Origin of the sequence: Bacillus sp. FJAT-50079, from assembly GCF_018343515.1 — a bacterium.
GTDB lineage: Bacteria > Bacillota > Bacilli > Bacillales > Bacillaceae_C > Lederbergia.
Genome location: NZ_JAGYPD010000002.1, coordinates 125,033 through 137,668 on the forward strand (window position 1 = coordinate 125,033; position 12,636 = coordinate 137,668).

15 protein-coding genes are annotated in these 12,636 nt (G+C 36.1%); 13 read left to right on the top strand and 2 right to left on the bottom strand.

Annotated features, from left to right (window positions below; all coding sequences use genetic code 11):
* The first annotated feature begins 290 nt into the window (after window positions 1-290).
* Window positions 291-1,172 carry an NAD-dependent epimerase/dehydratase family protein gene (locus KHA95_RS04445; RefSeq protein WP_213136285.1) on the top strand — a complete coding sequence of 294 codons (882 nt, stop codon included), beginning with the start codon at window positions 291-293 and terminating at the stop codon, window positions 1,170-1,172.
* A gap of 167 nt (window positions 1,173-1,339) precedes the next feature.
* On the opposite strand, the gene KHA95_RS04450 is transcribed toward KHA95_RS04445, so the two are convergent.
* Window positions 1,340-2,233, bottom strand: a complete 894-nt coding sequence (locus KHA95_RS04450; protein WP_213136286.1) for a manganese catalase family protein — start codon at window positions 2,231-2,233, stop codon at window positions 1,340-1,342.
* A gap of 39 nt (window positions 2,234-2,272) precedes the next feature.
* A complete protein-coding gene (locus KHA95_RS04455) occupies window positions 2,273-2,494 on the bottom strand; it encodes a YuzF family protein (RefSeq protein WP_213136287.1) in 222 nt (73 codons plus the stop codon).
* Between the two features lie 321 nt (window positions 2,495-2,815).
* Here KHA95_RS04455 and KHA95_RS04460 point away from each other — a divergent pair, with 321 nt between their 5' ends.
* The 12 genes from KHA95_RS04460 to KHA95_RS04515 all read left to right on the top strand — a co-directional run bounded on the left by KHA95_RS04460 (window position 2,816) and on the right by KHA95_RS04515 (window position 12,618).
* Window positions 2,816-3,697, top strand: coding sequence for a hypothetical protein (locus KHA95_RS04460; RefSeq protein WP_213136288.1), 882 nt, complete (start codon window positions 2,816-2,818; stop codon window positions 3,695-3,697).
* 72 nt (window positions 3,698-3,769) lie between these two features.
* A complete protein-coding gene (locus KHA95_RS04465) occupies window positions 3,770-4,582 on the top strand; it encodes an ABC transporter ATP-binding protein (protein ID WP_213136289.1) in 813 nt (270 codons plus the stop codon).
* Window positions 4,583-4,584: 2 nt separating this feature from the next.
* A complete protein-coding gene (locus KHA95_RS04470; protein WP_213136290.1) occupies window positions 4,585-5,289 on the top strand; it encodes a hypothetical protein in 705 nt (234 codons plus the stop codon).
* Between the two features lie 30 nt (window positions 5,290-5,319).
* Complete coding sequence (locus KHA95_RS04475; protein ID WP_213136291.1) at window positions 5,320-5,505, top strand: hypothetical protein; 186 nt, start codon at window positions 5,320-5,322, stop codon at window positions 5,503-5,505.
* A gap of 254 nt (window positions 5,506-5,759) precedes the next feature.
* Window positions 5,760-6,767, top strand: coding sequence for a ketoacyl-ACP synthase III (locus KHA95_RS04480; RefSeq protein WP_213136292.1), 1,008 nt, complete (start codon window positions 5,760-5,762; stop codon window positions 6,765-6,767).
* Between the two features lie 46 nt (window positions 6,768-6,813).
* Window positions 6,814-7,239, top strand: coding sequence for a 3-hydroxyacyl-ACP dehydratase FabZ (gene fabZ / locus KHA95_RS04485; RefSeq protein WP_213136293.1), 426 nt, complete (start codon window positions 6,814-6,816; stop codon window positions 7,237-7,239).
* 20 nt (window positions 7,240-7,259) lie between these two features.
* Window positions 7,260-7,829 carry a histidine phosphatase family protein gene (locus KHA95_RS04490; protein ID WP_481748409.1) on the top strand — a complete coding sequence of 190 codons (570 nt, stop codon included), beginning with the start codon at window positions 7,260-7,262 and terminating at the stop codon, window positions 7,827-7,829.
* Window positions 7,830-7,997: 168 nt separating this feature from the next.
* Window positions 7,998-8,918, top strand: coding sequence for a 2-dehydropantoate 2-reductase (panE, locus tag KHA95_RS04495; protein ID WP_213136295.1), 921 nt, complete (start codon window positions 7,998-8,000; stop codon window positions 8,916-8,918).
* A 69-nt stretch (window positions 8,919-8,987) separates the two neighbouring features.
* Window positions 8,988-9,797, top strand: a complete 810-nt coding sequence (locus tag KHA95_RS04500; RefSeq protein WP_213136296.1) for an MBL fold metallo-hydrolase — start codon at window positions 8,988-8,990, stop codon at window positions 9,795-9,797.
* Between the two features lie 128 nt (window positions 9,798-9,925).
* A complete protein-coding gene (yiaA, locus tag KHA95_RS04505; RefSeq protein ID WP_213136297.1) occupies window positions 9,926-10,396 on the top strand; it encodes an inner membrane protein YiaA in 471 nt (156 codons plus the stop codon).
* Between the two features lie 127 nt (window positions 10,397-10,523).
* On the top strand, window positions 10,524-11,501 hold the full coding sequence (locus KHA95_RS04510; protein WP_213136298.1) for an NAD(P)H-dependent flavin oxidoreductase: 978 nt from the start codon (window positions 10,524-10,526) through the stop codon (window positions 11,499-11,501).
* Between the two features lie 109 nt (window positions 11,502-11,610).
* Window positions 11,611-12,618, top strand: coding sequence for an aminoglycoside phosphotransferase family protein (locus KHA95_RS04515; protein ID WP_213136299.1), 1,008 nt, complete (start codon window positions 11,611-11,613; stop codon window positions 12,616-12,618).
* The last annotated feature ends 18 nt before the right edge of the window (window positions 12,619-12,636 follow it).

Here is a 12,636-nt window from a genome sequence, read left to right on the forward strand (position 1 = left end):
GATAAGTCGAGAAGCGCCCACTTCAAGCGCCCTTAAGGGTGGGAAGTGGTGGGAGTAGTTCACAATCAGGTCTGCCAATTACAATCATTGGCTATGTTTTAATTATCATTTTCAGTTTAACCTATTGGCGTTGGATCGGATTGCTTTGAATAATGAAGAAAAGGGCATCTTTCAAGAGGAGAAGATGCCTTGTTTTAATTATAGTAACGGTACCGTTATTAATAAGAAGGATTACAGCTATTTTTATAGAATTACACTTAGTAACATTTAAATTTGAGGAGAACGAACAAATGAAAAACATTTTAGTACTAGGCGGTACACGTTTTTTTGGTCGTGAATTAGTAGAGTTACTTATCGAAAACGGACATAATGTTGTCATTATGACACGAGGTCAATCGGGCAACCCTTTTGGTGATAAGGTAGAACATCTGATAGGCGATCGTTCGAATAAGGAGGATCTTGCAAAACTAACGGCAGGACGGACTTTCGATCTTGTTTATGATAATATTTGCTATTCTCCAAATGATGCTTATCAGTTTTGTGAAATATTTAATGGGAAAATTGATAAGCTTGTTTTTACTTCTACACTTTCTACATATGAAATGGATGGAAAGGAAAAAAGCGAGGATGATTTTGATCCATATCATTATCATATTCGTTTCGGTGAAAGTACAGACTTCACATACGGAGAGGGAAAACGTCAAGCTGAAGCAGTTTTCTTAAAGTATGCAAAATTCCCCGTTGTAGCCGTGCGCTTTCCTATTGTAATGGGAGAGAATGATTATACACAACGTTTGCATTTTCATGTTGAACGTATTGCGGCTGGGGAGCCAATTGGATTTTTGAATATGGATGCAGATATGTCATTTATCCAAGCAACGGAGGCAGCAAGATTTTTACATTGGGCTGGCATGTCAAAAGTGGAAGGTCCGTATAATGCAACAGCGAATGGGAAAATTTCATTATCTGATTTAATAAAATTAATCGAAGAAGCTACTGGGAAATCCGCAAAAATCTCTTTAGTTGGAAATGACGAAATTCGCTCACCATATGCGATTCCTTCTTCATGGTATATGACAAATGAAAAAGCAACAAAAGCTGGTTTTTCATTTACTTATTTAGATAACTGGTTAAAGCCATTGATCAAAGAAATCGCAAGCACGAAAGGGTAGGTAAGAATCTCCTTGTCAAACAACATTCAATCTTTTTTATTTGTAAATAACATTTTGCAGGTGCAGGAAATTTACAATTAAAATAGCTCTCACAAATACAAAAGTAGATGGAGAAAAACGACGCGTTTTTTTCCACCTACTTTATTTTATGCTAGTGTATGAATCATCTACATCTTTGACAAAAGACGTTTAGCAATTTGCTGATACTCATCAGGTCCAATACCCGGTGCAAACATCTCAGGAAGATCTTCGAGATCAGGTATTTCATAACCTTCTGGTATGCCTTCTTTCACGATCAGTTGCTCACCATTAGTAGGATTGGTACCTTTCCAAATTTGGCGTATATCTTTGTATTCACCTTCATCATTCCAAGTAAACAAAACATTTCCGAAACCTTGCTCTTCATACTTCCTAGCTGTATCAAATGCACGATTATCTAAATTAGGCAACGGTAGCATCTTGGTCAAATCAGTTCCGGTGGCTATTTCAATTGCTTTTGCATAAGCGAGTATATGAGTACCTCCGCGGACGAGTAAATAGCCGATCATTTCCCTCGCCGTAGGATGATCTGTCATTTCATAAACCCGCATCTTATGAGTTCTAGCACCACATTCCAGAAAAAAATTATGCAATAAATCAAGCACTAAATTCCCGCTGGAAAATACATAGTCACCTCGCCATGGATGCCCCATCGAGTCACCTGGGATAGAAGTCTGAGCAGTGGCTATAAATGCATGCGTATTTCGTTTGTTGACTGCATCTTGAAGCGGTGTAAGGTCGGGATCGGCCGTAAAGGATGTTCCTTTATTTACGATGTTGATCGTGTTTGACACAAGTTCCACATGACCGAACTCCTCTGCCGTAATACTGGCTACCAAATCATAGAAAGGTTTGAATTTCTTTTTTTGTCTAAAATTAAATGATTGAAACATGTAATTATTCAATGTTGACATTTCCCCAAATTTACCACCTAATAATTCCTGAACAGCCGCTGCCGCATTCGCATCTCCATATTCAGGTATTGGAAGATCAATGGCTAATTTATTTACACGTTTAAACATTTTTTCTCTCCCTTCATAAAATGAGTAGCTCTCATACGATTATGCAGTCGTGATCCATACAATTTCCTGTGCTCTAACATAAAAAGGGCTTCCACTTACTTCAATAACAATATGGTCAGGCATAACTTCTGTCAGCGAACCTTGTAAGGGACTTTTCGTTGTATTTACAACAACATTCTTATTCCTAAAATTTAGTAAAGTCTGGTAAAAATAAGGGTCAATGGCACTCACTATATCGACTTTCGATTGTTGATCGTTCATTCATATTCCACCTTTCGATTGAATCATTGTAGTATATGGGAGGATGCGGAAATGTATGTGTAATCCGATGTAGATTGTCTTGTTAATAATTTGTTCAAATGAGACAATTAAATATTCAGAAAGAGAGCCCAATATTGACAAGAAAAGGAGTTACAGGGGGAAGCCTGACTTTTTAATGCGTTTCCTAAAAGATCGGGTATTTTTCGGGCTCCTTACAGATCTCTCCCTAAACAGAAACTGCCGTATACTGAATTCTGTGCTTCAAGAAGAGGAAACAAAAACGGGCAAAAACTTTAAGAAGGAAAAGAAAAGAGGTATAAAATGAATAAAAACATAAAAAGATTAATGTTGTTTAATTTTCTATTTTATTTAAATAATTTCATTGTAATCATTCTTGCGAATGTTTACGGACTAAAGGATATTGCGGCATTATGGTTTTTCAGCCCCTTTATTTTAATATTATTTACTACCTCTGTGATTGAAATGTCAAAGAAGAAGTTAATAGGCTTGACTAAAAAAATGGCCATTTTAGATTTTGTATTAAGGTGCATCGTGTTAATCATTAACTTTCTTTCTATAAGTAGGCTCATTCCTTTTTCTTTTCAAAATATAATCGTCTTCGGGCTCATTTTTATGGCGTTAAATATAGTAATAGAGTGGGTGTTACATAAACAATTAGTTCCTTTGAAACATGCCGACGAAGATTTATTAACCAAAAAAGAAATAAATGAATTATTGGAGCGATCCGATCTAAAATTTAAGTCTCTTGCAGAAAAAGAAGTAATAAACAACAGTTACCGCTCCATCTTTTTTGCAGGTTATTCATATGTATTAATTTTCTTATTAATTGGAGGAGGGATTTTTGCGTTTGAATTTTTTAGTAAAGAATATAGACATATAGTGTTGTTGATCGCTGTTGTCCTTTTAGGTATCTATTTTTATTTAACAAATGAGAAATTTATTGCCTTCTATAAAAATGAAAAAAAGCGCCAGAGACTCATTTTTAGAGATAATATCACTTTCATCATTGGCTTATCAATGATTTATATATTGCAAGGCTATATTCATATTGGAACAGGAACATTTAATTTCTTAGGAATTTTTCTTGCTGTCTTATTCTTTTATCCAACATTGAAAACAAATCAACAAATAAGACAGGAATTTCATAAAATAAACAAGAAGTATCTTAGCAAAAGGGTGTAGAAACGAAAGTGGAATTCTTAACTAAATGCAGGCCAGACATCGTAAATGAAAATAAGATTAGGTAGTGGTTGAATGGGAAAGGCAAGTTTTGAAGCAATTGATATAAGTAAAGTATTTGAAGGACGAAGGATTCTTAACCAAATCAGCTTCAGTTGTGAAGATTATACGACTATGGCGATTTGCGGGCAAAATGGGTCTGGTAAAAGTACTTTATTAAAAATTTTAGCCGGAATATATGAACCTACTAGTGGAAAAGTCAACAGGGGAAAGAAAAAGATTGGATATGTACCAGAGCATTTTCCAGAAAACCTACGATTCAAGCTTAAAGAATATTTACTACTAACAGCGGCCTTTCAAGGTTTTTCAAAGCAACAAATTGAAGCAGATCTTTTAGAATATACTACATTCTTTGGATTACAATCATTTGTTAATACACCTTTAAAGCAATGTTCAAAAGGAATGAAACAAAAGGTAGGTTTAATACAAGCGCTTTTGACGAAACCAGATGTTCTTCTTTTAGACGAACCACTTACTGGATTGGATAGCTCAAGCCAAAGAAGATTAATTTCCATTCTAGAAAAACTAAAAAAGCAAGTAACGATTATTTTCACCACGCATGAAGACAAGATGATCGAGAAATTAGCAGATAAGATCCTCTATGTGGAATCTGGAATGGTTTCACGTTATGTACAGACACGAAATGAACAAAAGCTAATAAAGATTACATTTAAACATAAGGATATTTTCACAGAACTACATGCCCTTGATATTATTTATGAAGGGAATACTGCTTTAATAACCGTAGAAGCGGCCAAGTGTGATGAATTATTGCTCGATTTATTACATAAAAAATGCTCGATTTTAGAAGTGAAGGAAAAGAGGTAAGCATGATTGGATTTATTCGTTATCAATTGATTAGTTATGTTCGCTCATTAAAAATGATTCCTCCCCTAACTGTTTTCTCTGTCTGGATATTTATTTTGTATGCATACAGCGGTGTTCCGATTTTAAGCAGCTATGCAGTCTCAAGCATGACGATTTATTTAGTAATGACGTGGTTGGCTATGAGTATTTTTTCACTAGAGGAAGTTAGTGAGAAACATCTATTATTTGTCCAATTGAATAGTAAAATTCGTTATATATGGGGAAATTGGACAATGTGTTTCATTTTTGCATTCATACTTATCCTATTTGTCATTCTTTATCCGATCTGGATGAACAATTTTAAAGGTACAATTTTGCCGATACATATTGGCTTAACCATTTATAGTCATTTCTTTTTAGCTTGGTTTGGAATGTTAGTAGGTACTTTTTTCTCTATTACTTCGTTTTCCACAAGAAAATACGCTTGGCTCTTAGCGATGTTCGTCATTGTTGTATCTATTTCATATGAAGGATTAGTGGAGAAAGTAAGTCTGCTTAAATGGGTACTTCTCTTATTTCCACCAGTTACACATGTGCTTCATTATTTGAATGAAGGTGATGCAGTACAAATCGGGAAAGCTTTTTGGATGCTTGCAACTTGGGCATTCGCTTATTCGGTTCTTGGTACATTTGTCGTATTGCGAATGTTTCTAAGAAAGGAAAGGTAATCATAGCCAAGTTCAAAGGAGGAATTTTCTATGGAGAAAAAGAATTGTAAAAAATGTGGTGGCATACATTTTACAGAAGCGACAGATTTTATGCCTGTCAAACCGACTAAAAGCTCTTGGAAAGGAGCAAACAAAATATATACGTTTTGTTTAGATTGCGGGGAAGTAGATTCTATTAGAATCGAAAATACTACGATTTTTAAAAACGATAATTAGAGGTGATGAAAAAGTGTACTAGTGGGGTTGCTAGTACACTTTTTTATTTTTCGATTTCACTTCAAGTATGGAATTTTTCCTGCTTACTTCAATGCCGTTATAGCTATATCGGGCGATTTTCCTTAATAAATAATTCGAGCAACGGCCATTCGCAGAATTTTGTATATTTTAAACGTTGATTTATTTGATCTTTTTCCGCTATAATTAGTACCAGGTATTAATATTAGGTTATAAAAATCTGTGAGGTGAGCGATATGGTTGGAGCAAGTGTTACTGCAATTGGAACTTATGTACCTGAAAAGAAATTAACAAATGTTGATCTTGAACAAATGGTTGATACGAGTAATGAGTGGATTATTCAAAGAACAGGAATTCGTGAACGGAGAATTACCCGGCCTAATGAATTTACAAGTGATTTATGTGTATCTGCTGTAAAAGACTTAATGCAAAGATACAATAAAACAGTTGAAGATGTAGATATGATTATTGTGGCTACGAGCACGCCAGATTTCTCATTTCCATCTGTCTCAAGCATCATACAGGAGCAATTAAACATACACCAAGCGGGAGCGATCGATTTAAATGCGGCATGTGCAGGTTTTGTTTATGCCTTGCATACAGCACATAGTTTGATTTCTTCAGGTCTTCACAAAAAAGTGCTCGTTATAGGAGCTGATACAATCTCGAAAATTACAGATTATACTGATAGAAGCACATGTATTTTATTTGGGGATGGGGCAGGAGCTGTACTAGTTGAAAGAAATGAAAACTCAGAGGATTTTATCGGATTCCATGTAGGAAGTGATGGAAGTGGTGCACAACATGTATATCGTTCTGGGCTATCAACTCAGGTGAATGGGATTGAGTTGATTGATACTCAATTACTTGTACAAAACGGCAGAGAAGTTTTTCGCTGGGTTGCAAGGAATGTTCCTGATGGTGTTAGACAGATTTTAGATAAAACACAAACGAGTCTAGATCAAGTTGATTGGTTCATTCCTCATAGCGCTAACTTACGGCTGATCGAGCCAATATGCGAAAAATTAGAATACCCAATGGAAAAAACGCTTTATAGTTTGGTGGAGTTTGGAAACACTTCTGCTGCTACCATTCCTCTAGCACTTGACCTGGGAATCCGTGACGGGAAAGTTAAAAACGGCGATCGGGTTCTGATGTATGGATTTGGTTCTGGTTTGGTTCACGCTGGACAGCTTTTACAAATAAATTTCGACGAACAAGTTTCAGCGCCTACACCATTGTAAAGAATTTTGACGTTAAAGAAATGATTACACAATGGAGGTATTGATGTTGGTTGAAGCTTATAAAATATTAGAAGTAATTAGACATCGTTATCCATTTCTATTAATCGATCATATTTTAGAGTTAGAGGAAGGAAAACGAGCAGTAGGTTTGAAATATGTAACCGCGAATGAGCATTTTTTTATCGGACACTTTCCAAATGATCCTGTTATGCCGGGGACATTGATTATTGAGGCATTAGCTCAAATAAGTGCGGTTGTAATGCTGACGAAAGAAGAAAACGAAGGACGATTAGGATTATTAGCGGGGATCGATCAATGTCATTTTAGAAGACAAGTAAGACTAGGAGATCAACTACGCCTCGAGGTTGAAATCACTCGATTAAAAGGGCCGATTGGGAAAGGCAAAGGGGTCGCAACTGTTGATGGAGAAATTGTTTGCGAGACAGAGCTAATCTTTGCCTTTGGAGATTGACAACTACTTATTGCAGGTGGATGATTGTGGAAATAACATTGATAAGACATGGTACATCCAAGTATACTGAAAATAATCGAATCACATGTAAACAGTTTAAAAATTGGGTTGAAAAATATGATGATCATGGAGTGTTTGCGGAAAAATCATATCCATTAGAAACCGTTAATAAAATGGCAGCAGCGAATATGATCGTTACAAGTGATTTAGTTAGGACTGTTGAATCGGCTAAATTATTACATTCTCACATAAACGTTATATCAGCTCTGATGTTTCGAGAAACAGAGTTACCCAATCCAATGACAAATTTTTGGGGGATAAAATTAAATCCAAGTCTTTGGGCCTTGTTTTTAAGATGCCTATGGATTTGTGGTTACTCGCAACAATGTGAGTCTTTCATTAGTGCAAAACAAAGAGCTAAAACGGCAGCCGCACAACTAGTAAAATATGCTAAAGACCATCATACAGTTGTTCTAGTCGGACATGGATTTTTCAATATGTTAATAGCGAAAGAACTCCGGAATATGGGTTGGAAAGGGAAAAGAAAAGCAAGTGCTAAACACTGGGCTTGTACTACATATACATATTAATATGAAGATAGTAGAAGACGGATCGCACCATGTGCCGATTTTGTAAAATTTTAAAAATACAAAACATTTATTCCGCTGTTCGCAAGGAAATAACTCAAACAATTGCCATTATTGGAGATACAGCTATTTAATTGATTGTGTAACAACATTTGAAAGGGAGAATGATTAATGCGCATTTTAGTCGTAGGAGCTGGGGGAGTCGGAGGTTATTTTGGAGGCCGTTTAGTAGAAAAAGGGGAGGATGTAACGTTTCTAGTCCGCAGTAAAAGAAAACAGCAGCTGGAAAAAAACCAACTAGTCATTAACAGTGTAAAAGGAAATTTTTCATTTCAGCCAAAATTAATTACAAAAGCGGATCAAAGCGAGACGTTTGATATCGTTTTATTTTCCACTAAGGCATACCATTTAGAAGAAGCAATAGCTGATTTAAAACCATTTATAGGTGAGAAAACAGTTATTATTCCGTTATTAAATGGCGTCGCACATCTTGCTTTACTAAAAGAAACATTTAGTGATCAGAGCGTGATCGGCGGTCTATGTTTCATCGAAACGACTTTAAACGAGAATGGGGAAATCATTCAAACAAGTGATGCAGACCGCCTTGTCTTTGGTGAGTTAGGGGATCCAAATTCAGAAAGAATACAACGAATTGCGGATGCATTTAGTGGAACAAAAGCAGATTTCACATTGAGCAATCATATTGAGCAAGATATATGGTATAAATATTCATTTATAACGGTTTTGTCAGGAGTAACAACCCTGATGCGTGCTCCAATCGGTCCGATTCGAACAAGTGATGGCGGACAAGCGTTTGTTCGTCAATTATTTAATGAGGTCGTGGAAACGATGAGAGCATTTGGAGCGCCCATCCAAGATGGTATCGTTGAAAAGCAGATGAAAGCAATGAACCAGCTTTCTTATCAAATGAAATCATCTATGCAAAGGGATATGGAAAAAGGTTCACAAATAGAAGGCGATTTTTTACAAGGCTATTTGTTAAAGTTAGCGAAAGAATACAATATAGAAACACCATTGTTGAAAGTAGTTTACCAGAATTTAAAAGTATACGAACAGATGCTGTCAATCTGATCATGCCTTTCTAAAAATACGGACTTGCATAAAAACATCTAATTGAATCGTTCGAATGGAGGAAATCATTTGGATACACTTACATTTTACGGGACAAGCGATGCACAAGGCGTACCGAGATTATTGTGTGGCTGCCACGTATGTAAATCGGTGAAGCCACATAATCATCGAACGCGACCAAGTTGTGAATTTAATATCGATGAACAAACATTTTTAATTGATATTTCACCTGACTTTAGATCACAATTTCAACTTTACAATAATAGCCATATTCCTTCAACGGTGTTAATCACCCATGCACATAATGACCATGTTGCAGGTTTGGGAGATTTTGCTGATTTATGTTATTGGAATAATAAAGAGGTACAAATTATAAGTCCTCCTGACATCATCAACATGTTAACAAACCGCTTTCCTTACTTGGTTAACAGAAAAGGTTTAACTTTTGTAGGCACGGATCAATGGGCTAACAATGGGATTAAGATCTCTTTTCATCGGGTAAACCATGGGATTAAGATCTCTTTTCATCGGGTAAACCATGGTCATAACGGCTACTCTTATGGGATTTTAGTCGCTAAAGAAAATGGATACCGTTGGGCTTACATGTCTGATTCTTTCGATGTTTTGGAGGATCAGTGGCGACCATTTTATCATCTCGATTTATTCATATTTGGAACTTCTTTTTGGAAAGAAAATCAGCCAAGATGGAAAAGATCTGTTTATGATGTGACTGAAGCTTTCGATATTAACAGAATGATCGAGCCAAAAAAGATGATTTTAACACATTTATCTCATGATATTGATATAAAGAAGCGTACGAGGGAGTTACCTAAGAATATGATGTTTGCTTCTGATGGTTTAAAGATTACGCTTAACTAAGCTGAGTATTTAGGCTTATTTATAACGTTTAGTGAAACTTTTCCAAATAGTCCACGTATTATATAAAATGTAAAAACAAAGATACAATAATAAGGTAATTATAATGACAGAAAGAGGTGAAAGAATCAATGTCGAATGAGAATGAGGTTTTATTTGAAAAGGAAAAACAAAATATTCCAAAAGTAAAAGTAGAAAGAAAAGAAGGTGAACCGACTGCAGCTTTTAAAGGGGCTTCCTGGGCGGCGCTGTTGGTAGGTGTCTCAGCTTATCTGATCGGTTTGTTTAATGCAACAATGGAATTGAATGAAAAAGGATATTATTTTGCAGTCTTAATTTTTGGGCTCTATGCATCTGTGTCTTTGCAAAAGGCAGTAAGAGATAAAGATGAGGACATACCTGTTACGAGTATTTATTATGGTATTAGTTGGCTTGCACTTATTATAGCTATTTCATTAATGGCTATCGGTTTATACAATGCAGGAAGTATTGTTTTAAGCGAAAAAGGGTTTTATGCGATGTCATTTGTGCTTAGTTTATTTGCAGCGATCACCGTTCAGAAAAATATTAGAGACACAAACAAGGCGAGAGAAAGAGATTAAGTTAGTTGCTCATTTTAGCTAGTTTAATAATCGGCTTTATATTTTTTTCAGCTTACGTTTTAACCCCGTTCTAAATGTAGATCGGGGTTATCATTTTTTACACTTTTAAATGTGAAGGAGGAGAACGATGAAAACACGAGTAACAGACATTTTTGGAATTAAATATCCGATTGTTCAAGGTGGACTGGCATACCTTGCCTATGCTGATTTGGCGGCTGCCGTCTCGAATGCGGGGGGACTTGGACAAATTACTGCAGCCACATTACGTACACCTGACAGACTTCGGAAGGAGATCCGTAAAGTACGGACGCTTACGAATAAGCCTTTTAGCGTGAATTTTGCAATCGCAAGACATGATGGCCAATACAAGGAATTGCTTGAAGTAGCGATCGAGGAAAAGGTACCAGCCATTTCAATAACAGGCGGCAACCCACAACCTGTGTTTGAGCGAATCAAAGGAGAAAATATAAAAACACTTGTACTTGTATCAGGAGTTAGACAAGCACAAAAAGCGGAACAATTAGGTGCAGATGCAATTATGGCAGTCGGCCAGGAAGGTGGAGGGCATGTAGGACGTGACGATATCGGTACAATGGTACTTATTCCTCGTGTTGTAGATTCTGTATCCATTCCCGTTTTAGCCAGCGGAGGGATAGGGGATGGCCGCGGTCTATTGGCAGCTTTCGCATTAGGAGCAGAGGGAATAGAAATGGGGACTCGCTTTATTGCCACACAAGAGTGTGTTCATGCAAACAAAAAATATAAGCAAGCAATTCTCGCAGCCAAAGAAACAGATACAGTAATAATAAAAAGAACGTTGGGGGCGCCAGGACGAGTGTTAAAAAGCGGATTTACACTGGATATTATTGAACAAGAACAGAATGGCGCAACTTATGAAGATTTACAAACTATGATTAGTGGGAAAGCGAATTGTAATTATATTTATGATGGAAAAGAAATGGAAGGCTTTGGATGGGCGGGACAGGTGATTGGTCTGATCAACGACATTCCAACCGTTCAGGAGTTAATTGATGAAATGGTTTTAACGGCCGATAAAAGATGGGATCAGATAGGAAATATGATCAAAGAGAAGAAGCATAGATAATTTTCCGGTAGTTTCGCAATGTTTAAGTTTGATTTGGTATGCAGGACTTATTTGAATAGAGAACGAAGTCATTATTATCAAAGAGTTTGTAAAAAGAGAGGTTGCTTATATGACGGCTGAGATTATCTTTGCTTCAAATCAATTAGGTATAATAAATGATGACCAATTACAGTCAATGCTTGAAAAATTTAATATGGGTACACTCATTTCATTTAAAAAAACAGCAAATGGAGCGATGGGTCAAACAATGTTTGTTTCATCAACGGAAGGTGAGTTTGTTTTTAAAGGAAATCCACTTTATAAAGGGCAATTGGTTGAGGAAAAATTTTTTATTGAAAATCTCCAGCAAAGAACGAATGTGCCTGTTCCAGTACCATATATTATTGATGATTCTCAAGAATTTTTTGGTTGGAGTTATGCACTAATGCCCCGTCTTCAAGGTGAACATCTATATTCAAAATCTAAACTACATGTAGATGAAAAGCTTGAAATTGCTGAATTGATATCTAAAACAATGGCTGAATTTCATACATGGTCTGTTACCGAATCTGGGGAACTTAATACAGAAAACTTCAACATTACACCCTTTAAGGATACTTATGTCCAATGGCTTTATAAGCGAATCATGTTTTGGCTAGAGGATGCAAAAAAATATTCCATTATAACGTCTGAGGATTTTGAGTGGGTAGAAACGTTATTAGATGATTCCAAAGAATCTTTAGATCGTTTCTCATCACCAACTTTTGTAATGGGGGATTTTAAACCTGGGAATTTCTTAATTAACTTAGGCGATCGTGGATTGGAAATTAGCGGTGTATTTGATTTTACCAATTCCTATTTTGCGGACCCGATTTCAGATTTAATCAAGATGATTACATTTTACATGGATAATAATGAATGGGAGATGGCTAAGCACTTGGTCCGTGTGTATTGCAGTGAATTCAAAGAAAAAGAAGACTTGATAAAACGTATGAAGGTACATATGCTTCATCAACGGATTTTAGATTGGGGCTGCGCAAAAGCAATGAATATGGTTACTTGGGATGATGAATTGCTATTTTCTCAGTGGGTTGAAGGGTACACAGATTCAGTTGCGCGTTTTTTAGAGGGAGAATAATAAACGGTACTTATTATT